The organism is Kitasatospora sp. NPDC008115 (assembly GCF_042957205.1).
In the GTDB taxonomy this organism is placed as follows: Bacteria; Actinomycetota; Actinomycetes; order Streptomycetales; family Streptomycetaceae; genus Kitasatospora.
Window position 1 is genome coordinate 59305 of sequence record NZ_JBIBHU010000020.1, and the last position, 25684, is coordinate 84988.

The window sequence follows — 25684 nt, forward strand, 5'->3', positions numbered from 1 at the left end:
ACGTACGCCCTATTGGCGGCGCGAAAGCGCCTTCGAAATGGGTATGTTCTCCGGCGTCAGGGCAACCGTGTGCGAGGAGACCGACCCGTGGCGTCCCAGCAGAAGTTTGTTTACTCCTTCACTGAAGGAAACAAGGACCTCAAGGATCTTCTTGGCGGTAAGGGCGCGAACCTGGCCGAGATGACCAACCTGGGCCTTCCGGTCCCTCCGGGGTTCACCATCACCACCGAGGCCTGCAAGGTCTTCCTGGAGACCGGTAGCGAGCCCACCTCGCTGCACGAGGAGATCAGCGCCCACCTGGACGCCCTTGAGCAGGAGATGGGCAAGAAGCTCGGCCAGGCCGACGACCCGCTGCTCGTCTCGGTGCGTTCGGGCGCCAAGTTCTCCATGCCCGGCATGATGGACACCGTCCTGAACATCGGCCTCTCCGACACCTCGGTGGCCGGCCTGGCCGCGCAGTCCGGCAACGAGCGCTTCGCCTGGGACTCCTACCGCCGCCTGGTCCAGATGTTCGGCAAGACCGTGCTGGGCGTCGACGGCGAGCTGTTCGAGGAGGCCCTGGACGAGGCCAAGCACGCCAAGGGCACCGCCAACGACCTCGACCTGGACGCCGCGGACCTGAAGCACCTGGTCGAGGTGTTCAAGGGCATCGTCGAGCGCGAGACCGGCCGGGCGTTCCCGCAGGAGCCGCGCGAACAGATGGACCTCGCCATCCACGCCGTCTTCCACTCCTGGAACGGCGACCGGGCCCGGCTCTACCGCCGCCAGGAGCGCATCCCGAACGACCTGGGCACCGCGGTCAACGTCTGCACCATGGTCTTCGGCAACCTCGGCGAGGACTCCGGCACCGGTGTCGCCTTCACCCGCGACCCCTCCACCGGCACCCAGGGCGTCTACGGCGACTACCTGTCCAACGCCCAGGGCGAGGACGTCGTGGCCGGCATCCGCAACACGCTGCCGCTGTCCGAGCTGGAGAAGCTCGACAAGAAGTCGTACGACGAGCTGATGGCGATCATGCAGACGCTCGAGAACCACTACCGCGACCTCTGCGACATCGAGTTCACCATCGAGCGCGGCAAGCTCTGGATGCTCCAGACCCGGGTCGGCAAGCGCACCGCCGCGGCCGCCTTCCGGATCGCCGTCCAGCTGGTCGACCAGGGCCTGATCGACCTGGACGAGGCCCTGATGCGGGTCACCGGCGGCCAGCTCTCCCAGCTGATGTTCCCCCGCTTCGCCCCGAACACCGAGTCCAAGCAGATCGCCTGGGGCCTCGCCGCCTCGCCCGGCGCCGCGATCGGCAAGATCGTCTTCGACTCCTACACCGCCGTGAAGTGGTCGCGCTCCGGCGAGAAGGTCATCCTGGTCCGCCGCGAGACCAACCCGGACGACCTGGACGGCATGATCGCCGCCGAGGGCATCCTCACCTCGCGCGGCGGCAAGACCTCGCACGCCGCCGTCGTCGCCCGCGGCATGGGCAAGACCTGTGTCTGCGGCGCCGAGGAGCTGGAGGTCGACACCAAGCGCCGCCGGATGACCACCGCCGACGGCCTGGTGCTGGAGGAGGGCGACATCGTCTCGATCGACGGTGCGACCGGCAAGGTCTACCTCGGCGAGGTACCCGTGCTGCCCTCCCCGGTGGTCGAGTACTTCGAGGGCACCCTGCACGCCGGCGCCGACGTCCAGGGCGGCCTGGTCCAGGCCGTGCACCGGCTGATGTCGCACGCCGACGGCCGCCGCCGGCTCGCCGTGCGCGCCAACGCCGACAACGCCGAGGACGGCTCGCGCGCCCGCCGCTACGGCGCCCAGGGCATCGGCCTGTGCCGCACCGAGCACATGTTCCTCGGTGAGGAGCGCCGCAAGGAGGTCGAGCACCTGATCCTCGCGGACAACGACAAGGACCGCGAGCAGGCGCTCTCCACCCTGCTGCCGATGCAGAAGGGCGACTTTGTCGAGCTCTTCCAGGCGCTGGACGGCCTGCCCGTCACGGTCCGCCTGCTCGACCCGCCGCTGCACGAGTTCCTGCCGGACATCACCGAGCTGTCGGTGCGCGTCGCCCTCGCCGAGGCCCGCAAGGACCCGAACGAGAACGACCTGCGCCTGCTCCAGGCGGTGCACAAGCTGCACGAGCAGAACCCGATGCTCGGCCTGCGCGGCGTGCGCCTCGGCCTGGTCATCCCCGGCCTGTTCGGCATGCAGGTGCGCGCCATCGCCGAGGCCGCCGCCGAGCGCCGGCTGGCCGGCGGGGACCCGCGCCCCGAGGTGATGATCCCGCTGGTCGGCACCGTCCAGGAGCTGGAGCTGGTCCGCGACGAGTGCGAGCGCGTGCTCGCCGAGGTCGCCAGGTCCACCGGCGTCCAGCTGGACATCAAGCTGGGCACCATGATCGAGCTGCCGCGCGCCGCCGTGACGGCCGGCCAGATCGCCGAGGCCGCCGAGTTCTTCTCCTTCGGCACCAACGACCTCACCCAGACGGTCTGGGGCTTCTCCCGCGACGACGTCGAGGCCTCCTTCTTCACCGCCTACCTGGAGAAGGGCATCTTCGGGGTCTCGCCGTTCGAGACCATCGACCGCGACGGCGTCGGCTCGCTCGTCCGGCACGCCGTCGAGGCCGGCCGGGCCACCCGCCCCGACCTCAAGCTCGGCGTCTGCGGCGAGCACGGCGGCGACCCGGACTCCGTCCACTTCTTCCACGAGGTGGGGCTGGACTACGTCTCCTGCTCCCCCTTCCGGATCCCGGTGGCGCGCCTTGAGGCCGGCCGCGCCGCCATCGAGTCCGCGGGCAGCGACTCGCGCTGAGCGCCGGGGGCTCAGAGCCCCCGGCACGGCGCGACCGCTGACCGTTTCCCCTCCATCGGGGAGGGGCGTACACCGGAGCTCGGCGCAGGAGAACCGGCGTACGTAACGCGGCCGGGGCGGGAACGGACAACGGCGTCCGTACCCGCCCCGGCCGCTCGCACATCCGCGGCCGGGCGCGGCGCGGCCGCCCGGATGTGGCCGCGGCCACGTGTGTGGCTGACCGCGCCCGGGGCCGCGGACTGTCAAGCTGGAGCCCATGACCAGCAAGAACCGCCTGTGGACCGTCCTCGCCGTGCTGTTCTGCGCGATCGCCGCGGTGGCCGGTTACGTCGTGTCCGACGGCACCGGCGACGGCACGCCCAAGGCCGCCGCGAGCTCCACCGGCCCGGCCGCGGCGTCCGGCACCGCGTCGGCCCCGTCGGCCCCGAAGCCCAGCGCGCCCAAGCCGTCCGCCCCGGCCACCCCGCCCGCGGCCACCGCCGCCACCACCTGGGTGCCGGCCGATCCGGCGATGCCCGACGTCTGCCGCACCAGGCTGCCCGGCCAGGCCCTCGACACCCTCGGCCTGATCGCCAAGGGCGGCCCGTACCCCTACCGCTCGGACGGCATCGTCTTCGAGAACCGGGAGAACCGCCTCCCGCGCAAGGCCTCCGGCTACTACCACGAGTTCACCGTCGTCACCCCCGGCTCCGCCGACCGCGGCGCCCGCCGCGTGGTCACCGGCGACTCCGGCGAGCAGTACTGGACCGCCGACCACTACGGCACCTTCCAGGAGATCGACGCCCGCTGCTGAGCGCCGAAGGGGTGCGAACAGCCGCCCCGACGGCGGGGTCTACCGTGAAGCCTCCAGGGCGGGGACGTTCACGGGAGCGGTGGTATGGGATTACGCAGGGTGCACGGGGCGGTCGCGGCGATGGCCCTCACGGGTCTGCTGGCGGGATGCGGCGCCGACGCCGGGGGCGGGCGGGCCGAGGACACCGGGCCCGAGCCGGCGATCGGGCCGGTCATGGCGGAGCCGCTGGACGGCGCCAAGGTCGCGCTGCCGCTGGACGGCTACTCGGTCTCCGCCGAGGAGTCCGCCGCCATCTTCCGGGCGAGGGGCCAGGCCACCCGGACGTGCATGAAGGCCAAGGGGTTCGACTACCAGCCGGGCGAGCCCCCCGTGCCCCCGCCACTGACCCCCATCGATCACGACCACCTCGGGCTGCTCTCGGGCGCCGCCGCCCGGCAGACCGGCTACCACCGTCTGCCCCGGCCGGATGCCAGGAGCGGTACCTCGGCGGACGGCGCGGGGGAGCGGAGCGACGCCTACGAGCTGGCGCTGAACGGCCCCAGGAGCGGGCGGGCCGGCCTCGCGACCCCCGGGACCGACCGGGGCTGCACGGGCGAGATCGAGCAGTGGTTCCAGGCCGAGGGGGTCGGGCGCACCTCCGGCGACCTGATCGGCGAACTCCGGGCGAAGGCCTACGACCGGACCGCCGCCGACAGCCGGGTGAAGGCCGCGCTGGCCGCCTGGCGGTCCTGCATGGAGGGGCTCGGCCACCACTACTCCGGCCCGGCGCAGGCGAGTTCGCAGGCCTGGCCGGACCCGGTCTCGGACCGGGAGCGGGCGACGGCGGTGGCCGACATGGACTGCAAGGCCCGGGTGGGGCTGATCGGCACCTGGTACACCGTCCAGACCGCCTACCAGCAGCAGCTCATCGGCCGGAACGAGGCCGCCCTGAACACGGTCAAGGAGGTCTCGGCGCAGCGCGTCGCGGCGGCCAGGAAGCTGCTCGGCGGGGGCTGAGGACGGGCCGCGGCGCCGCGCCGGTCAGCGGGCGCGGCGCCAGGTGATCCGGGCGTGCGGGCCGTGCGGGCCGCCCGCGAGGAGGACGGCCAGCTCCTGGAGGACGGGTCCGGGGTCGCGGCGCAGCTGGACGGGGGTGGTGCGGACGACCGGCAGGCCGGCGGCGGTCAGCCGGTTGGCCCGGGTGAGGCTCCGCTCGTGGTCGGCCGGGCGCAGGTGCCAGGCCCGGGAGTCGATCTCCAGGGCGACGCAGGCCTGCGGCCAGTAGGCGTCCGGCACGGCCAGGAAGCGCCCGTCCAGGAAGAGCACCGGGTTCCAGAGCGGCTCGGGCAGCCCGGCGCCGCGCACCGCGTCCCGTGCCTCGCCCTCGACCACCGAGCGCACCCCGGCCGTCAGTTCCTCCACCACCCCGGCCAGCCGGGGCAGCTCGCGCACGTCCGGCCGGGCGAGCAACTGGTCGAGCAGCTCGCCGAGTTCGCAGTGGCGGCGCTGGACGGCCTCGGCGCACAGCGCGCGGAACCGCTGCCGTCCGCTCTCGCGGGGCGCGAGGTCGGCCAGCGCCCGGGCGACCGAGGTGCTCCAGAGGCCGTCGTCGCGCTCGAAGCCGCCGGGCATCGGCCCGCTCGCCCGGTGGATCCGTACGAACCCCCGGTCGGCGACCTTGCGCGGGGCGGGGATCAGGACGTCCACCTCGGTGAGGTCGGCCGGGTGCCCGGCCGAGGGGAGCCCGGCGTCGGCCAGCACCGCGACCCCGGTGAGCAGCACCTGCCCGCCGGGCGGCGCGGTCAGCCCCTTGGGCCCCGCGTAGGCGACGGCGGCCCGCAGCCGCTGGTGCGCCGTCAGCCGCCCGGTCTGCAGGCAGATCACCCGGGGCAGCACCCGCTGCCACGGCCCGCCGGGCCGCAGCCGGTGCGCGATGGTGCCGGACGGCACGCCGAGCCCGCGCAGTTGGGCGCGGGTGGCGATGTGCTGCTGGTCGGCGCCGAGCAGCAGCAGCGGGTCGACGAGGGAGCTGGCGCTGGTCATGCCCGGGTGGTTCCCGCCCGGATCGGCGGTATGCGGAACATCGCCCGCCGGGGGACTGCCCGGTCAAACGAGGTTGACGCGAAGGCGCCGGCCGCCGGGCTGTTCGACGGCCGGGGCTCGTGCGGCGACGGCGCCGCGATGCGGGTCGCCCCGCCCGGCGCGGCCTGCGCGCACGACCCGGGCGCGGTGGCCGGGCCGGCCGCCGCGCCCGGGTCGTGCGCGCACACCCACCCGCAGGTCGTGGACGGCGCGACCGCCGTCGCGAATGGCCGCGGCCGCACCCGGTGCCGGGCGTGGGGTGGACGGACGCGCGGTGGCAGGCCCTGCGGACCGGCGCGCTGACGGACCACCGCTGGTCCGTCAGGACCCGGGAGGGCGTCCTTCGGAGCTGCCGTGCCGACGGCCACCCCGTCCGGGAGCCGGCCGTCGCCCCGGGCCGCGCGGGCCGGCGCCCGGTGTCCGCCCTCGTCGAGACCTGCCCGCGCCACGCGCCCGGGGACGACGCCCGCCTGCCCGGCCTGCTGCCGCGGGCCGCCGTCACCGGGGAGCCGCGCCGGTCCTGACGGTCAGGCCGTGATCAGGTGCCCGGCGCCGCCGCCGTGTCTAAGGCACTCCTGGTTGATCGCCGGATCCGGGGCGCTCGGCGAGGTCGCGGCGGCGATCCGCAGCTCGATGATGTCCCGGACGGCCGGCCACTCGTCGTCCAGGATCGAGTAGAACGCGGTCGACCGCACCACCCCGTCCAGCCCGCGCGAGTGCGCCCGGCGGACGCCCTCGGAGGTCGCGCCGAGCCGTTCGATGGCGGTGCGCGAGCGCAGGTTGCGGGCGTCGGCGCGCAGCGAGATCCGCTGCACGCCCCACGCCTCGAAGGCGTGCCGGAGCATCAGCAGCTTGGCCTCGGTGTTGATGCCGGTGCCCTGGGCTCGCGGCGACAGCCAGGTGTTGCCGATCTCGGCGGCGTCCGGGACGGCGGTGTCCGGATCGCCGAACGGCACGCCGGGCACCGGCGGCCAGACCAGCGGCCCCCGCCAGTAGTCGAGTTCCAGGAACCGGGTGGAGCCCACCACCCGGCCATTGGCCTGGTTCACCGTGGCGAACGGCAGCGAACGGCCCGCGGCCTGGTCTGCGAGGGCGCGCGCGATGTACTCGCGGGCCGCTTCCAGGCCGTGCGGGACGGGGGTGAAGGCGTAAGTCGTACGGTCCTCGGCGCCGGCCTCGGCGATGGCCTCGGCGTGGTGCGCGGCGAGGGGCTCCAGCCGCACGGTGCGGCCGGTGAGGATGACAGGTACGGGCACGGAACCTTCGGTCCTTCATCGGTCGGAGGGCGCTGGCCCATGCCGGGGTGCGGCGCGGGCGAGCGATGACTGTTTCCGCCCCGTCCCGGAGTGCGCCCACCGGTGCCCGTGCACGCCGGAGGTCCGGTCGGGCGGGGCGGGGAGCGACGGCCCGGAGACGGGCAGCGCGGTGCCGGAACGGACACGGGTCCACGGACCGGTCCGGCGGGATGAGCGAGGGGACAGTGTGCGTCCGCGAGATGGCCGAGGAGGAAACGAGTGCGCGAAGGGAAGCAGGCGGCCAGGTGAAGGCAAGATGCGTCGTGGGTGGCTGGCCGAACACCGGTCCGGGACGTGGTCGACGGCGTTACGGACGACGTGACGACGACGCGACGATGCGAGGCAGCGAGAGGACGATACCCGTCAGAAGGCGGTGCGTCACTTCGCGGCACACGAATGGCCCCCGCGGCGGCGCCCGGACGGCCCCCGGCGGCCGTTCGCCCCCCTCTGACCAGGGGCTTTCCGGGCGAGTGCGATCATGGTCCGGCCGACCCGCCGGGGCGCGCCGGGGGCGCCCCGGGCGAAACGGGAGCGGCCCGCCGGGAATTCCGGCGGTGCCCCGCGCGCTGGACGAGGAGAGCCGGGCACGAGCCCTCGCGCGCGCCGACGCGCGGGGGAGGGCGGACACGGCGAACCGCGACGAGGAAGAGAAACGGGGTGTGGGTGAGCGGTGCGTGATCCCCAGGCGCTGTACGAGCTGGACCAGCAGGGTGTGGCCGCCGTGGCCGCGGCGAGGGCCGCGCTGGCGGACACCGGTGCCGGCCTGGTGCTGCTCCACCACTTCGAGGGCTTCATGGACGCCGGCGAGGCGGGTGCCCAGGTGGTCGCCCACCTGCTGGAGACGGGTGACCCGCAGGTGGTCGCCCGCTTCGACCACGACCGTCTGGTGGACTACCGGGCCCGCCGCCCCGCGATGGTCTTCGACCGCGAGCACTGGTCGTCCTACGAGCCCCCGGAGATCCTCCTCCAGCTGGTCCACGACACGGCCGGCTCGCCGTTCCTGCTGCTCACCGGCCCCGAGCCGGACGTCGAGTGGGAGCGCTTCACCGCCGCCGTCCGGGAGCTGGTCGAGCGCTTCGGCGTCCGGCTGAGCCTCGACTTCCACGGCATCCCGATGGGCGTGCCGCACACCCGCCCGGTCGGCCTGACGCCGCACGGCAACCGGCTGGACCTCGCGGCCGGCTACCCGCAGTGGTTCGAGCAGGCCCAGGTGCCGGGCAGCGCCCAGGCCCTGCTGGAGTTCCGGCTCGCCGAGGCCGGGCACGACGTGCTGGGCTTCGCCGCGCACGTGCCGCACTACGTGGCGCGCTCGGCGTACCCGGCGGCCGCGGTGATGATCCTGGAGGCGGTGCAGTCCGCGACCGGGCTGGTGCTGCCGGGCACCCTGCTGCGCGAGCGGGTCGACGTGGTGTACGCCGACATCGAGGAGCAGCTGGCACAGGGCGACAGCGAGTTGCGCTCGGCGATCCGCGGCATGGAGGGCCAGTACGACGCGGTGGCCGGCGCCGAGGACCGGGAGAGCCTGCTGGCCGAGCCGGTGGACCTGCCGTCGGCGGACGAGCTGGGCCGGCGCTTCGAGCAGTTCCTGGCCGAGCACGAGCGCGGCCCGGAGTAGCGGGAACGGCGGGCGGGCGCCCGCCGGAGGAAAACCGGTGCCCCCGGGCGGGAGCGATCGGGCGCGCCCGCCCGTTGGCATGGGCGGTGCCCGGGGGACGGGCCGTCGTAGGAAGAACGCCAACGGCTCCTACCCGGGGGGATCCCGTGCCACTGTCCGTACGCCCGCTGTCCGTGCGCCCGCCGTCCGTGCGTCCGCCGTCCGCCCGTCCGGCCGCCGCGCTCACCGGGGCGGTGGGCGCGGGCCTCGCCGCCGTGCTGGTCGCCGGCTGCTCGGGCTCCACCGGCGCCGAGGGCCTGGCCGCCGCGGACGGCTCCGCGCAGCCGCGGGCCGCCGCCGCGGCCAAGGCGACCCCGACGCCCACCCCGGTCGGGCCGTACGTGGCGCTCGGCGACTCCTACACCTCCGGCCTGCGGATCAGCCCGCAGCAGGCCGCGGAGCCCAAGGGCTGCTCCCGGTCGGCGGTCAACTACCCGTCGCTGGTGGCCAAGGCGCTCGGCCTGTCCGGGGAGCGGTTCCGCGACGTCAGCTGCAGCGGCGCCCGTACCGTCGACCTGACCGGCGCCCAGAGCACCGAGGGCGGCAGCAATCCGCCGCAGCTGGACGCGCTCAGCCCGGCCACCCGCCTGGTCACCGTCGGCATCGGCGGCAACGACGCCGGGTTCATGGACGTCGTCGGCCAGTGCGCCAAGGAGAACCTGGTGGACGCGTTCAAGGGCCTGGTCGGCTCGGACCGCGCCGCCGCGCCGTGCCGCGACTCCTACGCCGCGGCGGGCGGCGGCGACCAGGTGCAGCAGAAGGTGGACGCCGCGGGCGAGCGGCTCGGGCAGCAGCTGAAGGAGATCAAGCGCCGCGCCCCGCAGGCCCGGGTCTACGTGGTCGGCTACCCCTCGCTGCTGCCCGCCGACCCGGCGGGCTGCGTCCCGGTGCTGGGCTCGACGGTGGCCGGCGGGGACCTGGGCTTCCTGGTGGAGAAGGAGCAGCAGCTCAACGCCATGCTCAAGCGGCGGGCCGAGGCGGCCGGGGCGGTCTTCGTGGACCTCGCGGCGCCCTCGGCCGGCCACGACATGTGCGCCGGGGAGGACACCCGCTGGGTGGAGCCGCCGTTCCCGGCGCACGGCCTGGCGGCGATCCACCCGAACGCCAAGGGCCAGCAGGGCGCCGCCGAGGCCGTCCTCAAGGCGGTCCGGGGCTGAGACGGGGCTCAAAAGGGGCCGGGACGGGGCTCAAAAGGGCCGGGACGGGACGGGGACGGCCCGTGAGCCGGGGCCGGGCCGGGGCGTGCCCGGGGGCGCGGCGCGCGGGGCCAAGGGTTCACGCTCCGGCTCACGCGCCGTCGCGCGCGGCACACTTCCGGTGTCACAGCCGCGGCGTACCGTGAGGGTCATATGGACGACACCGCGCACCGCCTCACCGCCGCCCCGACCCCGACCCCGTACGACCGCGCCGCCGAGGCCCGCTGGGTGCCCGAACCGGACAAGCGCCCCGGCCGCACGGCGTTCCAGCGCGACCGCGCCCGCGTGCTCCACTCCGCCGCCCTGCGCCGGCTGGCCGGCACCACTCAGGTGGTCGCCCCGATGCGCAGCGACTTCCCGCGCACCCGGCTGACCCACTCGCTGGAGTGCGCCCAGGTCGGCCGCGAACTGGGCGCCGCCCTCGGCTGCGACCCGGACCTCGTCGAGACCGCCTGCCTGGCCCACGACATCGGCCACCCGCCGTTCGGCCACACCGGCGAGGAGGCGCTCGACCAGGCCGCCGAGGCCTGCGGCGGCTTCGAGGGCAACGCCCAGTCGCTGCGCATCCTGACCCGCCTGGAGCCCAAGCGCTTCGCCCCACAGGACGAGACGCCCGCCCGGCTGGCCCCCTGGCCCGGCCGCAGCGTCGGCCTCAACCTGACCCGCGCCGCCCTGGACGCCGCCACCAAGTACCCGTGGACGCACGGCGCCCACCCCGCCGACCCGGCCTCGCCCAAGTACGGCGTCTACGCCGACGACCTGCCGGTCTTCCGCTGGCTGCGGGCCGGCTCCCCGGCCGGGCGCAGGTGCTTCGAGGCCACCGTCATGGACTGGTCCGACGACGTCGCCTACTCCACCCACGACGTCGAGGACGGCCTCCAGGCCGGCCACATCGACCCGGCCGCGCTGCGCGCCCCGGGCGAGCGGGCCGAGCTGTTCAAGGTCGCCGAGCGCTACGCCCCGGACGCCGGCCCCGAGGAGCTGTCCGCCGCCCTGGACCGGCTGCTCGCCCAGGAGTGGTGGCCCGAGTCCTACGACGGCACCGCCCGCGCCCGCGCCGGGCTCAAGGACCTCACCAGCCAGCTGATCGGCCGGTTCTGCCTGGCCGCCGAGCAGGCCACCCGGGCCCGCTACGGCCCCGGCCGGCTCACCCGGTACACGGCCGAGCTGGTGGTGCCGCGCGAGGTCAGGCTGGAGTGCGCGGTGCTCAAGGCGGTCGCCGTGCGGTACGTGATGCAGCGCGACGAGCAGGCCCAGCTGCGGGCCCGGCAGCGGATCGTGATCGCCGAGCTGGCCGAGGCGCTCAGCCGGCGCGCCCCCGAGGTGCTCGACCCGGTGTTCGCCGCGATGTACCGGGAGGCGGAGGACGACCGGGCCGCCCTGCGCACGGTGGTCGACCAGATCGCCACCCTCACCGACGCCTCCGCGCTGGCCCTGCACGCCCGGCTGGTCGGCCCGGACCGCGGCTGACCCGGGCCGGTCGCCCCCGTCGTCCGGCCCGTCCGCCCCAGTAGACTTCCGGGGTGGCCGGGCGGATCAGGGACGAAGACGTACAGGCGGTGCGGAGCGCACTGCCGATCGACGCGGTGGTCGGCGACTACGTACAGCTGACCAACGGTGGCGGCGGCGAGTACAAGGGCGTCTGTCCCTTCCACGACGAGAAGTCCGCCTCCTTCTACGTCAACCCCTCCAAGGGCGTCTTCCACTGCTTCGGCTGCCAGGAGAACGGCGACACCATCGCCTTCCTGATGAAGATCGAGCACTTCACCTTCGCCGAGGCCGTCGAGCGGATGGCCGCCCAGGCCGGCATCACCCTGCGCTACGAGGAGGGCGGCTACAGCCCCCGCCACCAGCAGGGCGAGCGCACCCGGCTGGTCGAGGCGCACAAGGTGGCCGCCGCCTACTACCAGGAGCAGCTGGGCTCGCCCGAGGCTGAGATCGGCCGCCGCTTCCTGGCCGAGCGCGGCTTCGACGAGGAGGCCGCGAAGACCTTCGGCGTCGGCTACGCCCCGGCCGGCTGGGAGCACCTGGTCCGCTACCTGCGCGGCAAGGGGTTCACGGACAAGGAGATCCTGCTCGGCGGCCTGGCCTCGCAGGGCCAGCGCGGCGGTCTGATCGACCGGTTCCGGGGCCGGCTGGTCTGGCCGATCCGCGACATCGCCGGCGAGGTGATCGGCTTCGGCGCCCGGCGGCTGCGCGAGGACGACAACGGGCCGAAGTACCTCAACACCCCCGAGACGCCGATCTACAAGAAGTCGCACGTGCTCTACGGCATCGACCTGGCGAAGAAGGAGATCGCCAAGTCGGGCCGGGCGGTGGTGGTCGAGGGCTACACCGATGTGATGGCCTGCCACCTGGCCGGGGTCACCACCGCGGTGGCCACCTGCGGCACCGCCTTCGCCGAGGACCACATCAAGATCATCCGCCGGCTGCTGATGGACACCTCCCAGTACCGCGGCGAGACCGTCTTCACCTTCGACGGCGACGCCGCCGGCCAGAAGGCCGCGCTGCGCGCCTTCGAGGACGACCAGAAGTTCGCCGCCAAGACCTCCATCGCGGTCAGCCCCGGCGGCATGGACCCGTGCGAGCTGCGGCTGGCCCAGGGCGACCAGGCGGTCCGCGAGCTGATCGACAACCCCGTGCCGCTCTTCGAGTTCGCGCTGAACTCGGCGGTCGCCAAGCACCGGGTGGACACTCCGGAGGGCCGCTCGGCGGCGCTGGAGGAGGCGGCGCCGATCGTCGCCAAGATCAAGGACCGCTCGATCCAGCACGAGTACGCCGTCCGGCTGGCTGGCATGCTCGGCATCCTGGACGAGCCGTTCGTGGTCCGCCGGGTCTCCCAGCTGGCCCGCTGGGACCGCGAGCGCCAGCAGAACCCGCGTGCCAACGGCCGGCAGCACCGCCCCGAGCAGGCGCAGCCGGCCCGCCCGGCCCGGCCCGTCTTCGTGCTCAACCCGCGTGACCCGGCGCAGTTCGTCGAGCGCGAGCTGCTCAAACTGGCACTCCAGCACCCGGACCTGGTCGCCCCGGCCTTCGACAACTACGCCGAGGACGAGTTCCCGACCCCGCCGTACACCGCCGTGCGCCGTGCGATCGGCCAGGCCGGCGGCGCCGCGTACGGGGCCACCCTGGCCGACTTCACCGCCGTGGTGCGCGAGGTCTGCCCGGACGACCGGGTGCGCTCGCTGGTCACCGAGCTGACCGTGGAGCCGGTGCGCTCGCGGCGCAAGGTGGACGCCGTCTACGCGGGGGAGTTCCTGGTCAGGCTGCGGACACTGGCCGTGGAGCGGCGGGTCGACGAGGTCCGCGCCCACCTCCAGCGGCTCGGCAACCGGGCCGCCCCCGAGGAGTTGCACGCGGTGCAGACCGAGCTGTGGCAGCTCCAGCAGTACGGGCAGGCGCTGCGCAGCCGGGGCGCCGCCGCCCTGTAGAAGAAAGTCCGCGCACGAGTCTCGGCCACGGAGTGTGGCGTGCCCCACACTGGAGGACGTCCCACCTCCGTTCAGCGCGGGTCCGCCAGAGTCGCGCCCGCCCCGAGGGGATGCCCGTGGACCGAGGCCTCGCCGCGACCGCCCAGCCCGCCACCGCCCAGCCCGCCGCCGACCCGTCCGCCCCGCCCGAGGACCACGGCCGGGCGGGGGCGCCGCCGCCGGACGGTGCCCGGGTGCCCGCCCAGGGCCTGCCGGCCGGGCACCCGGACGCCGGGGAGGACGCCGGCCGGGACACCGCCGAGGAGGCCGAGGAGGCCCAGGAGCGGCCCGGTGCCGAGCCCGGCGGCCCGGCTGCCGACCTGCTTCGCCAGTACCTCCGCGAGATCGGCCGGATCCGGCTGCTCACCGCCGCCGAGGAGGTCGAACTGGCCCGCCGGATCGAGGCCGGCCTGTTCGCCGGGGAGCGGCTGGACCGCGAACCGCCGCCCGCCGCCGGGCTGGCCGCCGAACTGGACACCCTGGTCACGGTCGGCCGGCTCGCCAAGCGCAGGCTGATCGAGGCCAATCTGCGGCTGGTGGTCTCCGTCGCCAAGCGCTTCGTCGGGCGCGGGCTGACCCTGCTCGACCTGATCCAGGAGGGCAACGTCGGCCTGATCCGGGCCGTGGAGAAGTTCGACTACGCCCGCGGCTACAAGTTCTCCACCTACGCGACCTGGTGGATCCGCCAGGCGATGAGCCGCGCGCTGGCCGACCAGGCCCGCACCATCCGGGTGCCGGTGCACGTGGTCGAGCTGATCAACCGGGTGGTGCGGGTGCAGCGCTCGCTGCTCCAGGAGCGCGGGAGCGAGCCGGTCGCGGCGGACATCGCGGCCGTCCTGGACCTCACCGAGGAGCGGGTGCGCGAACTGCTCCGGCTCGCCCAGGAGCCGATCTCGCTGCACACCCCGGTCGGCGAGGAGGACGACGTCGCGCTCGGCGACCTCATCGAGGACGCCGACGCCGCGTCACCCGCCGAGTCCGCCGCCTTCCTGTTGCTGCGTCAGCACCTGGAGGCGGTGCTGGCCACCCTGGGCGAGCGCGAGCGCCAGGTGGTGCAGCTCCGCTACGGCCTGGACGACGGGCGGACGCGCACCCTGGAGGAGATCGGGGTGCTCTTCGGGGTCACCCGGGAGCGGATCCGGCAGATCGAGTCGAAGACCCTGGTCAAGCTGCGCGACCACGCCTTCGCCGCCCAACTCCGGGGCTACCTCGACTGACCCGGCCGACCCGACTGACCCGGTCGGCTCGACTAGCTCGTCGGGCTCGGCGGGTCCGAGGGCGCGGGCTGGGCCGGGTCGGTGGTGGCCGCCGCCGGCGGGGAGGCCGGGCCGGGCGGGATCGGGGTCGAGGCGACCGTCCGGGCCAGGTCGGAGACCGAGGCCGTGCAGGCGGCGCCCTCCGGGTCCTTGCGCTGCCCGCAGACCTGGAGGGTGACCGCCGGATCCGCCGCGTTCACCATCCACGAGTAGTTGTCGTACCCCCAATGGATCAGCGCCGTCTCCGTCTCGCCGGCGCTGGTGCTGATGGTCGCCTGGTCGCCGGGCTGGCCCTCGGTGATCGCGGCCCAGGCCGCCTGGCACTTCAGGCTGTACCGGAGGTAGACGACGACCTTGCCGATGTTGGTGGTCAGCAGGGTCCGGGCGTCCCCGCCGCAGCCGGTGGCCTTGGGGTCCTTGTGCGCGCAGCCGAGGGCCTGGCAGGCCGGGACCGACGGGGCGGGGTTGGCGGGTACCGCGGCCGACGGGGACACCGGGGCGGTGCCGCTCGCCGGGGCGGAGGCCGGCACGGTGGCGGCGGTCGGCGCGGCGCCGTCCTGGCCGCCGGAGGAGGAGAACAGCCGCACCCCGAGGAGCGCCAGCAGCAGGGCCACCGCCACCGAGGCGGCGACCAGCGCCACCGGGCGGCGCCGTGCGTCGCGGGCGCCCGGCTCAGGAGCCGGCTCCGGGTCCTGGCCCGCCACCGGGTCCGCCTCCTGGCCCGCCTCCGGGTCCGGCGCGGTGTCGGGCACCGGGTCCGGAACGGCCTCCGCAGCCGCCTCCGCATCCCCGGCGGCGACCCCGTCGACGAGAGGCCCGCGGTCCGCGGCCGCATCGCCCGCCGCTCCCGCGGCCGCGGTCCGCTCCCACAGCGCCCGCAGCGCCGGACCGTCGCACTCCACGGCCCCGATCAGCGCGTCCAGCGCCTGCTCGGTGATGATCCGTTTGCCGTTCAGCCAGCGCTCCCAGGAGGCCCGGCTGTAGTGGGTCCGGGCGGCCAGCTCGGAGAGCGAGAGCCCGGTCGCGTCCTTGACGGCGCGCAGTTCCTCCGTCAGGAGCTTGGCGGGGACGGAGAGGTCGTCCGGCAACTGCTTCCAGGCGGAACCCATGCGGTCTCTTCCAAACATACGAGGCGGGCGGGGCGGCGGTGCTGGAACAGGCGGTACCCGGCGGGGCACCGCTCCGGGCCCGGAGGGCGTCTTCGCGTCTCAAGCCTCGGCGACCCGGCGTCCCAAAGCCCAGGTCCTGGCGCTGAGACGGACGGAAGTGTCTCACAACACCGGGAGACGCTCGAACATTCATATGGCCGTCGGGCATTGTTCTTCCGGCCGGAGCGGTTCGCCGCCCCGGTCCTTCGTCCGGGGACCGTTTCTGACGGCCCGGCGCCTGCCGTGCCCTGGCCCCCACCGGTGCGTGACAGCCTCCACGGGGGGAGGCTGCCCCGGACCGCAGGGACGCGCGGCGGGGACGGGTCGCCCAGATGCGCCCGTCCCCGCCGCGAACACTCCCGCCGCGCGTGCGACGGCCGTTCCGTCAGTGGTGGAAGCCCGTCCTGGCCGGCACCCCGAGGTCCTTGAGCGGGACCGGCTGGCGGCGCAGCTCCGGCAGCAGCCGTCCGAGGTCGCCCAGCAGCAGGTCCGCGAGGTCCCGGGAGAAGCCGTTGCGACAGACCACCCGCAGCACCGCGAGGTCCTCCCGGTTCGCCGGGAAGGTGTACGCGGGCACCTGCCAGCCGCGCTCGCGCAGCCGGCGCGACACGTCGAAGACGTCGAACGGCACGTCGTCCGCCGTGGTGAACGCGAACACCGGCAGTTCGTCGCCCCGGGTCAGCAGCCGGAAGCCGCCGAGCGCCTCGACCCCGTCGGCCAGGTATCCGGCGACCTCCCGGCAGGCGCCCTGGACGGCCCGGAAACCGGCCCGGCCGAGCCGCAGGAAGACGTAGTACTGGGCGATCACCTCGGCGCCCGGCCGGGAGAAGTTCAGCGCGAAGGTCGGCATCTCGCCGCCCAGGTAGTTGACCTTGAACACCAGCTCCTCGGGCAGCGCCTCTGGGTCCCGCCACAGCGCCCAGCCGACGCCCGGGTAGACCAGCCCGTACTTGTGGCCGGAGGTGTTGATGGAGGCGACCCTGGGCAGCCGGAAGTCCCAGACCAGGTCCTCGTCCAGGAACGGCGCGACCATGCCGCCGGAGGCGCCGTCCACGTGCACCGGGACGTCCAGGCCGGTGCGCGCCTGGAGGCCGTCGAGCGCGGCGCAGATCTCCGCGACCGGCTCGTAGGAGCCGTCGAAGGTCGAGCCGAGCACGCCGACCACGCCGATGGTGTTCTCGTCGCAGAGCGCCACCGCCTGCTCGGGGCCGAGGTGGAAGCGTTCGCCGTCCATCGGCGCGGTGCGGGCCTCGACCTCCCAGAAGGTGCAGAACTTCTCCCAGCAGACCTGCACATTGACGCCCATCACCAGGTTGGGCCGGGCCCCGGCCGCGTAGCGGTCGGCGTTGCGGCGCATCCAGCGGCGCTTGAGCGCGAGGCCGGCCAGCATGCAGGCCTCGCTGGAGCCGGTGGTGGAGCAGCCGACGGCGGCGTCCGGGTCGGGGGCGTGCCACAGGTGGGCGAGGATGGACACGCAGCGCCGTTCCAGCTCGGCGGTCTGCGGGTACTCGTCCTTGTCGATCATGTTCTTGTCGAGGCACTCGGTCATCAGCCGGGTGGCCTGGACCTCCATCGAGGTGCTGACGAAGGTGGCCAGGTTGAGCCGCGCGTTGCCGTCCAGCAGCAGCTCGTCGTGGATCAGCTGGTACGCGGTGTCGGCCGGGACGGGACCGTCGGCGAGCCGGTGCAGCGGTGGCGCCAGCTCCATCGCGCCGAGCGGGTCGGCGGCGGTGCCGAGGAACGGGCCGACGGTCAGCCGGCGGTCGTCACCGGCTCCCTTGTGCAGTGCCATGGGAATCTGCCGCCCTTCCGTCCGGTGGCCGGGTCCGATCCCACGCTGCCACCGGTCGCCGGGGGACGCATCTTCACCGCCGGGCCGGCCCCCACCGGGCGGATCAGGCCGTCTCCGGGTGGATCTGCTCGCGGGCGGCCCGGTACTGCTGGCGGACCGCCGAGCCGACCGGCAGGTCGTGGTCGGCGTCGGGGGTGGCGGTGACGGCCTCCGGCAGGTCCCACCGCGGCGGTTCGGGCGTCCCGGCCAGCGCCCAGGCCGCCTGCCGGGCCGCGCCGCGCGCCGCGTGCGCGCCAGGCGGCGGGACGACCACCGGTACGCCGAACAGCTGCGGCGCGACGTGCCGCACCGCCTCCAGCCGGCCGGCGGCGCCCAGCAGGAAGACCCGCTTCACCTCGACGCCCCGGGCGCGCAGCACGTCCAGGGCGTCCGCGCTGTTGCAGAGCATGCCCTCGACGGCGGCCCGGGCCAGGTGCTGAGGGGTCATCGACTCCGCGCGCAGCCCGGTCAGGGTGCCGGCCGCGTGCGGCAGCGCGGGCGTCCGCTCGCCGTCCAGGTAGGGGAGCAGCACCAGCCCGTACGCGCCGGGGGAGGACTGCAGGGCGAGGTCGCTGAGGCCCTCCAGATCGCGGCCGAGCAGGGCGGCGGTGGAACGGAGCACCTGGGCGGCGTTCAGGGTGGCGACCATCGGCAAGTGGCGGCCGGTGGCGTCGGCGAAGGAGGAGACCAGGCCGGTGGCGTCCACCACGGCCTGCTCGTGCACCGCGAAGATCGTCCCGGAGCTGCCGAGCGAGACCACCGCGTCGCCGGGACCGAGGCCCAGGCCGAGCGCGGCGGCCATGTTGTCGCCGGTGCCGGCCGAGATCAGCAGGCCCTCGGGGGTGTGGCCGGCGGGTTCGGCGGGGCCGAGGACGTCCGGCAGTCTCAGCTCGTGGCCGAGTGCCAGCTCGACCAGGTCCTGCCGGTACTCGCCGGTGATCGGGGACCAGTAGCCGGTGCCGGAGGCGTCGCCCCGGTCGGTGGTGCGGCGCTTGGGGTGGCCGAGCAGCTGCCAGACCAGCCAGTCGTGCGGCAGCAGCACCTCGGCGATCCGTCGGGCACTGGCCGGTTCGAACTCGGCGAGCCAGCGAAGCTTGGCGATGGTGTACGCGGGGCTGGGGACGGCTCCGATCGCCGCCGTCCAGGCCGCCGGACCGCCCAGCTCGTCCAGCAGGGCCGCGGCGGCGCCGCTGGAGCGCGGGTCGTTCCACAGGATCGCCGGCCGGACCTGCACGCCGCCGGCGTCCAGGCCGATCATGCCGTGCTGCTGCGCGCTGACGCCGATCGCCCGGACGCCCTCCAGCAGGCCGCCGGCCGCGGCGTCGCCGAGGGAGTGCAGCCAGAGCTGCGGGTCGGCCTCGCCGGGGCGGGCGTCGGGGTCGTCGGGGGCGGGGTGCGGGGCCTTGCCGGAGCGCAGGACGGCGCCGGTGGCGGAGTCGCACGCGACGATCCTGGTGCGACCGGTCGAGCTGTCTATCCCCGCGACGATGGCCATAGTCGAGATCATGCCTCAGCGGGCGTCCGGACGCGGCCCGGCCGGGCAAGTGTTGCCCGTTCGGTACCGCGCCCGGAAGCCCGCGTCCGGCAGGCCTTCACCGCGGTGTCACCCGCCCGTCACGGACGGCCGCTACGGGGTGCCGGGGCCCGGGTGCGGGACGGCGGTCAGGGGCGGTAGGTGCCCCAGCTGTCGTCCTCGCTCCTGGCGCGGTTGAAGTACGGCACCCGGTCGGTGACCGAGTTCGGCAGCCGGTCGCCGACCTTGTCGGCGACGGCCCCGGCGGCCTTCCCGGCGACGGCGCCGGCCTGCTGCCGGGCCTTGTCCGCCGCGCCCTGGACCTTGGGGTTCCCGGCGACCTGGCGGGTCACCCTGGCGATCTGCTCGTAGCGCTGGCGCCCTGCCCGCGTGCCCAGGACGTAGCCCGTCGCGAGTCCGACACCGAACGACAGCTTCCACATGGTCGGATTCCACCCTCTCCTGGCGGCCATTGCCGCATTGCCCTACCCGTCTGCCGGGACGGTGAACCGTCGGCGCCCCCAGCATCCACGGACGGCGGCCCGGCCGCGCGGGGAACGCGCCGCGCGGGGCCGCCCGGCGGCGGCCGGGGGAAAGCGATTGGCGGACCACCCCCCCGAGTGCGCTAATGTATGTCCCGCAGCGACCGCCGAGGGGCCCGGGAGACCGGGAGCCGGAGCGGGAAGCTCGGTCCCCCATAGCTCAATTGGCAGAGCAGCCGACTGTTAATCGGCAGGTTATTGGTTCGAGTCCAATTGGGGGAGCTCGGGTGGATGCCCATCTGGTGCTGACACCCACTCGTGGTACAGGAGTTGTGTACCGCGGTCCCGCATAGCTCAATTGGCAGAGCAGCCGGCTGTTAACCGGCAGGTTTTTGGTTCGAGTCCAAATGCGGGAGCTGCGCCGGGCCCGCCCGGTGACTGCTCAGAGCGAAGGCCCCTCGGTAGACCGGGGGGCCTTCGTGTTGCCCCGACCGTTCCCGGCCGCCCCCGGTCGCCCCCGGTCGCCCCCGGTCGCCCCCGGGTCCTCCCGTCCGACGTGAGCCGTCTCACGCCACGGCCTGCTGGAAGAGCCCGGCGACCCGGTCGTCGAAGGTGACGCTGTACGAGGTGCCCGGCGTCTCGCCGCCCTCCTGGTAGCCGCCGATCACGCCGATCACCCGGCCGTTCGTGGTGAGCCAGGGGCTGCCGCTGGTGCCGTCGGTGTAGCCGGCGCAGTCGAAGCGCTCCTGGGTGGGGCTCTGCGAGGCGGTCAGGCCGGAGCAGGTGATCGGCTCGTCGCGCTCGTTGGGGTAGCCGGTGACCGAGACCGCCAGGCCGAAGCCCTGGTCGGTGCCGAGCGGGTTGCCGCCGACCGCGTCCTCGACCTGTCGCCCGCCCGCCGTGCCCACGGTGACGAACGCCACGTCGTACTCGGGGTCGGCGTCGGCGGACCAGCGCGGATCGACGGTGACCGACTTCACCGGCCAACTCCCGTACGGCGAGTAGCCGTTGCGGTAGCCGGGGGTGAACACCAGGCCGTCCAGCAGGCCGATCCGGTGGTTCTCCACGCAGTGCGCGGCGGTCACCAGCAGATTGCGCCGCGGGCTCTGCACCACGCTCGCGGTGCACGCCCGGGGCCCCTGCGCGGTGTGCACCGACAGCGTGCCGATCCGGTCCCAGGCCGGGTTCTGCGGGGCCACCGAGGCCGTCCGCCCGCCGTCCCGGCCGCCGCCGCACGCGATCGCGGCGGCCAGCAGCAGGGCCGCCACCGCGACCGTCCTGGCGGCTCGCGCGGTCGGGACCGGGCGGGAGGGCATCCAAGGCTCCGTATCGTCCTCGGGGCGGTCGCGGCCGTTCACGCGTTCCGCCGTTCGGGACCAAGATCTACCAGTCCGGTCCGCCCCGCGCCACCGTCGCCCCGCCCGCCCCCGCTCGCGCACCCGTGTGCGCCCCCGGCGCGCACCACGGGTGATCGACCGGCTATGCTGCCCGGGACGGCCTTTCGGGGCCGTCTGCTGCTGCCGCGACCGGCCTGCCGTCGCGCGCTGCGAACCGGGGCGGTAGCTCAGCCGGTTAGAGCAGGGGACTCATAATCCCTTGGTCGTGGGTTCGAGTCCCACCCGCCCCACCCTCCGTACCCGCGCGAGCGGCCCCCTGGCTGGGAAAACCCTAGGGGATCGGGCATGCTGCCACGCCGCGACGCGCCAGGATTCACCCGGACGATGACGCCCTCCGGGGCCGTGCGCGGCTCCGTATGCTGGGCGGATGCTTGCCCTCCCGCGTGTGCCGACCCCGGTCGTCGACTGTGCTGACGAGGTGTTCGAGCGGGCCGGTGTCGGCCTGCGGCTGAAGCGGGACGACCTGGTGCATCCGCTGGTGCCGGGGAACAAGTGGCGCAAGCTCGGCCCCAATCTGGAGGCGGCGGTGCGCGAGGGGCACCGGCGGCTGGTGACGTTCGGCGGGGCGTACTCGACGCACCTGCGGGCGGTGGCGCTGGCGGCGGGGGCGCTGGGGCTGGAGAGCGTGGGGCTGGTGCGGGGGGAGGAGTTGGCGGGGGCGCCGCGGAACTGGTCCCTGCGGGCGGCCGAGGAGGCCGGGATGGAGCTGGTGTTCCTGTCCCGGGCCGAGTACCGGGAGGCGGCCGGGCGGGTGGCCGGGGGCGGTGCGGGGGAGGCGGCGCTGCGGCGGCGCTGGGGACCGTGCCTGGTGCTGCCCGAGGGCGGCTCCAACGCGCTCGCGGCCCGCGGGGCGGAGGCGGTCGTGGCGGAGCTGGCGGGGCTCGGGGAAGGGGACGTGGTGTGCTGCCCGGTCGGCACCGGGGGCACGCTGGCCGGGATCGCGGCCGGGCTGCCGCCGGGGGCGCGGGCGCTGGGCGTGGCGGTGCTGCGCGGCGCGGAGGGCTACCTGGAGGGCGAGGTGACGCGGCTGCACCGGGAGGCGTACGGGCGGGAGTTCGACGGCTGGCGGATCGACCACGGGCACCACGGCGGCGGGTACGGGCGGGTGCCGGCCGCGCTGGAGGAGTTCGCGGCCGCCTTCGAGCGGCGGCACGGCATCGCCCTGGAGCGCCGCTACGTGGCGAAGACGCTGGCCGCCCTGTACGCGCTCACGGCGGCCGGCGCCTTCCCGCCCGGGACCAGGCTGACCGCCGTCGTCACCGGGCTGCCCGACCCGGTGTGAACCGGGCCGAAAGGCGCCGGCCGGCTCAGCCGATGAGGTCGGAGCAGGGGTCGGTGTCGGCGCTGCGGGCGTTCTCGGTGATCCCGCTGGGGATGCCGGTGGGCGGCGGGCCGCTGGGGGTGCCGGGGGCGTCCGGGGCGGCGGTGGGGGCGCCCTGCACCCCTGGGGCCCCCGGGGCGGGGCCGACGGCGGAGGCGGGCCGGTAGTCGCGGCCGAGGGTGACGGTGACGCCCTCGGAGCCCGGCTCCTCGGTCATCCGCGAGCCCGGGAAGAGCGGGGCGAGCTGCTCGGCGACGGCCTTGAACGGCGGGTCGTAGGCGATCTCGGTGCTCAGCCGCCCGCCGGTGGTCTGACCGAGCGCGACGTTCTGGAAGCCCTGGGCGCGGATCGCCGTGGAGCCGCGGCCGGCGAGGCCGTCGGTGCCGACGCCGTTGACCACGGTGATCGGGGTGGCCAGCTGCTCGGCGGTGAGCGGGGTGGCGGTCGGGGAGGGCGCGGCCGCGCCGGGGGCGGCGCTCGCGCTCGCGGTCCCGGGGAGCTCGCCGGTGGTCTGGCCGTCCAGGGTGCGGTCCTCGCGCAGCAGCCGCCACAGGGTGTCCACATCGGGGTGGACGAGGTCGATCCGGCCCTTCTGCACGGTGGAGAACCGCCAGGGGGCGGTGACGAAGGTGATGTCGGAGAGCTTGATCTGCTGCAGCGACTGGGCGAAGTCGACCAGCTTCATCGCGGTGCCCAGGCCCTCGTCGACGGTGAGCGAGCTGGTGGCGGCGTCGGCCAGCGGGAGCAGGGTCGGCAGCGAGAAGCCCTGGGACTGGATCTTGCGGATCATCGAGGAGAGGAAGGCCTGCTGACGCTTCATCCGGCCGATGTCGGAGTTGTCGCCGAAGCCGTAGCGGGCGCGCAGGTAGTCGACGGCGGGCTGGCCGGATATCTTCTGCGGGCCCTTCTTGAGCTTGATGTTGTGCGAGTCGACGTCATTGGGGACGCAGACGTCCACGCCGTTGATGGCCTCGGTCATCGCGGCGACGCCCTTGAAGTCGACCACGATGGTGTGGTCCATGCGCAGGCCGGTGAGGGCCTCCACGGTGTTCTGGGTGCAGGCCGGGTTGCCCTGGGGGGACTCGCCGACGGTGAACGCCTCGTTGAACATCTGGTTGGTCCGCGGCTTGGTCCAGTCGCCGCTGGGCAGCCGGCAGGACGGGACGGTGACCAGGGCGTCGCGGGGGATGGAGACGCCGACGGCGTGCTTGTGGTCGGCGTAGATGTGCAGCAGGATCGCGGTGTCGGAGTGGCCGACGCCCTCGTCGCCGCCGCCGAGGTCGGCGTTGCCGTCGTTGCGGGTGTCCGAGCCGAGCAGCAGGACGTTGACCGGCACCGAGGCGCCCGGTGCGGTCGGCACGGGCGCGGGCGGGCGCTCGGTGGCGACGCCGCCGGCGTCGAAGGTGGTGATGTTGGTGTCGAGCCGGTGGTAGAACCAGGCTCCGGCGCCGGCCACGGACAGCACCAGGACGGCGGCGAGTCCTATGACGGTCCGTATGACACGCCGACGGCGCGAGCTGCTGCTCATCCTTCCCGTCCCCCCGCCTTCCGCTCTGATTCCCCACCCGTACCGCCTGGTCGCGGGCGGGTGTCGACCTTCGAACGTTAGACGTTTCGGGGGAGTGTTCGGTTACCTCCGATCGGCGGCCAATTCGCCGGCCGGTGCTGTGACGCTTCTCACGCGCCTTCGCCCGCGCCGCTTCTCAGGCGCCCGGGCCGGAGGCCCCGGCGAGCATCCGCCGCAGCAGGTCGCGCAGTTGGGTCCGCTCGTCCGAGTCGAGTGCGGCCAGCGGCTCGCGGGCGAAGTTCAGCGAATCGCGCAGTTCCTCGGAGGCGGTGCTGCCGGTGTCGGTGGCGGCGACCAGCTTGACCCGGCGGTCCTGCCGGTCGGGCTGGCGGGTGACGAAGCCGCGGGTCTCCAGCCGGTCCACGATGCCGGTGATGTTGGAGGGTTCGCAGCTGAGCGTCTGGGCGATCTGGCGCATGGGCATCGGGCCGCGCCGCAGCAGGGCGAGGACCTTGGCCTGCGCTCCGGTGAGCGAGCGGGCGGCGGCGGCCTCCTCGTACTCGCGGTGGAAGAGCGCGACCAGGTTGGCCATGAGATCGACGACCTCGCGGGTGATCTCGTCACCCGGCGGCGTGCTGTCCCGGTTCGGCTGGGCGTTCATGGTGACCAGTCTACCTGAACATTTGACAACGTGAACTTTTCAGGCGCATGGTTACTTCACTAGCTCAACCTTTCATGTGGAGAATCACCATGGCCGCCGAGCCGACCGCGCCGCAAATGCCCGCCGCCGCCCGTGAGTGGCACCTTGCCGCCCGCCCCCGGGGCTGGCCGGTCCCGACCGACTTCGCCCTCGTCGAGGTGCCGGTCCGCACCCCGGGCCCGGGTGAGGTCCTGGTCCGCAACACCCGTCTGTCGGTCGACCCGTACATGCGCGGCCGGATGAACGACACGAAGTCCTACGTCCCGCCGTTCGCGCTCGGCGCGGCGATGGACGGCGGCGCCGTCGGGTACGTGGTCGCCTCCGGCGCCGAGGGCTTCGCCCCGGGCGACGCGGTGCTGCACGGGCTCGGCTGGCGCGAGTACGCCACCGTGCCGGCGGCGCAGGCCGTCAAGGTGCCGGAGATCGAGGGCGTGCCGCTCTCCGCCTACCTCGGCGTGCTCGGCATGCCCGGCCTGACCGCGTACGCGGGCCTGCTGGCGGTCGGCGGCCTCAAGGAGGGCGACCGGGTGTTCGTCTCCGGCGCGGCCGGCGCGGTCGGTTCGATCGTCGGTCAGATCGCCCGGCTCAAGGGCGCCTCGCTGGTGGTCGGCTCGGCCGGCTCGGCGGACAAGGTGGCCCGGCTGACCGGGGAGTACGGCTTCGACGCCGCCTTCGACTACAAGGACGGCCCGGTCGGCGAGCAGCTCGCCAAGGCCGCCCCGGAGGGCATCGACCTCTACTTCGACAACGTCGGCGGCGAGCACCTGGAGGCCGCGATCGGCGCGCTCGGCGTGCACGGCCGGGCCGTGCTGTGCGGCGCCATCGCCCAGTACAACGACACCTCCGCGGCGCCCGGCCCGCGCAACCTGTTCCAGGCCATCGGCAAGCGGCTGCGCCTGGAGGGCCTGCTGGTCCGCGACCACGACGCGCTGCGGCCGCAGTTCCTCGCCGAGGCGGGCGGCTGGCTGAAGGACGGGAGCCTGCGCTTCGAGGAGACCGTGGTGGACGGCTTCGAGCACACCCCGCAGGCCTTCCTGGACATGCTGCGCGGCGCCAACACCGGCAAGATGGTGGTCCGCCTCGACGGCTGACCCGCCGTCAACCCGGCTCCGCCCCGCACCGCCCCGCACCGGGTCCCGCCGGTGCGGGGCGGTTTGCGTACCCGGCGGAGGGGACCCGGCCGCACTACCGCATTCCGGCCGGATCCGAAAGTGCGTCATCCGTGGTGAGGGGCGGCGCGGTACGGTGGTCGGGCCCGGCGATG

At 74.5% G+C, this 25684-nt stretch carries 21 protein-coding genes and 3 tRNA genes; 15 read left to right on the plus strand and 9 right to left on the minus strand.

Annotated elements, in window-relative coordinates; genetic code table 11:
- The first annotated feature begins 87 nt into the window (after positions 1–87).
- From ppdK to ACFZBX_RS24260, 3 genes are all read left to right on the plus strand, one after another.
- Positions 88–2796, plus strand: a complete 2709-nt coding sequence (gene ppdK / locus ACFZBX_RS24250; RefSeq protein WP_391535885.1) for a pyruvate, phosphate dikinase — start codon at positions 88–90, stop codon at positions 2794–2796.
- A 256-nt stretch (positions 2797–3052) separates the two neighbouring features.
- A complete protein-coding gene (locus tag ACFZBX_RS24255; RefSeq protein WP_391535886.1) occupies positions 3053–3589 on the plus strand; it encodes a ribonuclease domain-containing protein in 537 nt (178 codons plus the stop codon).
- Between the two features lie 84 nt (positions 3590–3673).
- Positions 3674–4585: a hypothetical protein gene (locus ACFZBX_RS24260; RefSeq protein WP_391535887.1), complete on the plus strand. Its 912-nt coding sequence runs from the start codon at positions 3674–3676 to the stop codon at positions 4583–4585.
- A 24-nt stretch (positions 4586–4609) separates the two neighbouring features.
- Here the strand turns inward: ACFZBX_RS24260 and ACFZBX_RS24265 are convergent, their stop codons facing one another.
- Positions 4610–5611 carry a hypothetical protein gene (locus tag ACFZBX_RS24265; RefSeq protein ID WP_391535888.1) on the minus strand — a complete coding sequence of 334 codons (1002 nt, stop codon included), beginning with the start codon at positions 5609–5611 and terminating at the stop codon, positions 4610–4612.
- Between the two features lie 30 nt (positions 5612–5641).
- On the opposite strand from ACFZBX_RS24265, the gene ACFZBX_RS24270 reads away from it, so the two are divergent.
- Together ACFZBX_RS24270 and ACFZBX_RS24275 are read left to right on the plus strand one after the other, a co-directional pair.
- Positions 5642–5953 (plus strand): ADP-ribosylglycohydrolase family protein, encoded by a 312-nt coding sequence (locus tag ACFZBX_RS24270; protein WP_391535889.1) that lies wholly within the window; start codon positions 5642–5644, stop codon positions 5951–5953.
- On the plus strand, positions 5905–6174 hold the full coding sequence (locus tag ACFZBX_RS24275) for a hypothetical protein (RefSeq protein ID WP_391535979.1): 270 nt from the start codon (positions 5905–5907) through the stop codon (positions 6172–6174). The genes ACFZBX_RS24270 and ACFZBX_RS24275 overlap by 49 nt, the downstream gene beginning before the upstream one ends.
- Positions 6175–6177: 3 nt before the next feature.
- Here ACFZBX_RS24275 and ACFZBX_RS24280 read toward each other — a convergent pair whose 3' ends face one another.
- Positions 6178–6906, minus strand: a complete 729-nt coding sequence (locus tag ACFZBX_RS24280; RefSeq protein ID WP_391535890.1) for a GNAT family N-acetyltransferase — start codon at positions 6904–6906, stop codon at positions 6178–6180.
- A 709-nt stretch (positions 6907–7615) separates the two neighbouring features.
- On the opposite strand from ACFZBX_RS24280, the gene ACFZBX_RS24285 reads away from it, so the two are divergent.
- The 5 genes from ACFZBX_RS24285 (at position 7616) to ACFZBX_RS24305 (ending at position 14482) form a co-directional block, all read left to right on the plus strand.
- Positions 7616–8560 (plus strand): PAC2 family protein, encoded by a 945-nt coding sequence (locus ACFZBX_RS24285; protein WP_391535891.1) that lies wholly within the window; start codon positions 7616–7618, stop codon positions 8558–8560.
- A gap of 146 nt (positions 8561–8706) precedes the next feature.
- A complete protein-coding gene (locus ACFZBX_RS24290) occupies positions 8707–9756 on the plus strand; it encodes an SGNH/GDSL hydrolase family protein (RefSeq protein ID WP_391535892.1) in 1050 nt (349 codons plus the stop codon).
- 192 nt (positions 9757–9948) lie between these two features.
- A complete protein-coding gene (locus ACFZBX_RS24295) occupies positions 9949–11265 on the plus strand; it encodes a deoxyguanosinetriphosphate triphosphohydrolase (protein ID WP_391535893.1) in 1317 nt (438 codons plus the stop codon).
- A gap of 53 nt (positions 11266–11318) precedes the next feature.
- Entirely contained in the window at positions 11319–13226 is a 1908-nt protein-coding gene (gene dnaG, locus ACFZBX_RS24300) for a DNA primase (RefSeq protein WP_391535894.1), read from the plus strand.
- Positions 13227–13336: 110 nt separating this feature from the next.
- A complete protein-coding gene (locus ACFZBX_RS24305; protein ID WP_391535895.1) occupies positions 13337–14482 on the plus strand; it encodes an RNA polymerase sigma factor in 1146 nt (381 codons plus the stop codon).
- Between the two features lie 32 nt (positions 14483–14514).
- Here ACFZBX_RS24305 and ACFZBX_RS24310 read toward each other — a convergent pair whose 3' ends face one another.
- The 4 genes from ACFZBX_RS24310 to ACFZBX_RS24325 form a co-directional block, all read right to left on the minus strand.
- Entirely contained in the window at positions 14515–15630 is a 1116-nt protein-coding gene (locus tag ACFZBX_RS24310; RefSeq protein WP_391535896.1) for a DUF2690 domain-containing protein, read from the minus strand.
- A 424-nt stretch (positions 15631–16054) separates the two neighbouring features.
- Positions 16055–17461: a glutamate decarboxylase gene (locus tag ACFZBX_RS24315; protein ID WP_391535897.1), complete on the minus strand. Its 1407-nt coding sequence runs from the start codon at positions 17459–17461 to the stop codon at positions 16055–16057.
- 103 nt (positions 17462–17564) lie between these two features.
- Positions 17565–18995 (minus strand): FGGY family carbohydrate kinase, encoded by a 1431-nt coding sequence (locus ACFZBX_RS24320; RefSeq protein ID WP_391535898.1) that lies wholly within the window; start codon positions 18993–18995, stop codon positions 17565–17567.
- A gap of 167 nt (positions 18996–19162) precedes the next feature.
- Positions 19163–19456 carry a hypothetical protein gene (locus ACFZBX_RS24325; protein WP_380763802.1) on the minus strand — a complete coding sequence of 98 codons (294 nt, stop codon included), beginning with the start codon at positions 19454–19456 and terminating at the stop codon, positions 19163–19165.
- Between the two features lie 248 nt (positions 19457–19704).
- On the opposite strand from ACFZBX_RS24325, the gene ACFZBX_RS24330 reads away from it, so the two are divergent.
- Positions 19705–19777, plus strand: a tRNA-Asn gene (locus ACFZBX_RS24330).
- A 61-nt stretch (positions 19778–19838) separates the two neighbouring features.
- A tRNA-Asn gene (locus ACFZBX_RS24335) sits at positions 19839–19911 on the plus strand.
- A gap of 150 nt (positions 19912–20061) precedes the next feature.
- On the opposite strand, the gene ACFZBX_RS24340 is transcribed toward ACFZBX_RS24335, so the two are convergent.
- Complete coding sequence (locus ACFZBX_RS24340) at positions 20062–20811, minus strand: trypsin-like serine peptidase (RefSeq protein WP_391535899.1); 750 nt, start codon at positions 20809–20811, stop codon at positions 20062–20064.
- Between the two features lie 237 nt (positions 20812–21048).
- Here ACFZBX_RS24340 and ACFZBX_RS24345 point away from each other — a divergent pair.
- Positions 21049–21122: transfer RNA gene (locus tag ACFZBX_RS24345), tRNA-Ile, on the plus strand.
- A gap of 137 nt (positions 21123–21259) precedes the next feature.
- Positions 21260–22174, plus strand: coding sequence for a 1-aminocyclopropane-1-carboxylate deaminase/D-cysteine desulfhydrase (locus tag ACFZBX_RS24350; RefSeq protein ID WP_391535900.1), 915 nt, complete (start codon positions 21260–21262; stop codon positions 22172–22174).
- A gap of 25 nt (positions 22175–22199) precedes the next feature.
- Here ACFZBX_RS24350 and ACFZBX_RS24355 read toward each other — a convergent pair whose 3' ends face one another.
- A complete protein-coding gene (locus ACFZBX_RS24355; protein WP_391535901.1) occupies positions 22200–23741 on the minus strand; it encodes an LCP family protein in 1542 nt (513 codons plus the stop codon).
- 175 nt (positions 23742–23916) lie between these two features.
- The gene (locus ACFZBX_RS24360) at positions 23917–24381 is read right to left on the minus strand and encodes a MarR family winged helix-turn-helix transcriptional regulator (protein ID WP_391535902.1); all 465 of its coding nucleotides are present in this window, start codon (positions 24379–24381) and stop codon (positions 23917–23919) included.
- 89 nt (positions 24382–24470) lie between these two features.
- Between ACFZBX_RS24360 and ACFZBX_RS24365 the strand changes: the two genes are divergently transcribed.
- Positions 24471–25511, plus strand: a complete 1041-nt coding sequence (locus ACFZBX_RS24365) for an NADP-dependent oxidoreductase (RefSeq protein ID WP_391535903.1) — start codon at positions 24471–24473, stop codon at positions 25509–25511.
- The last annotated feature ends 173 nt before the right edge of the window (positions 25512–25684 follow it).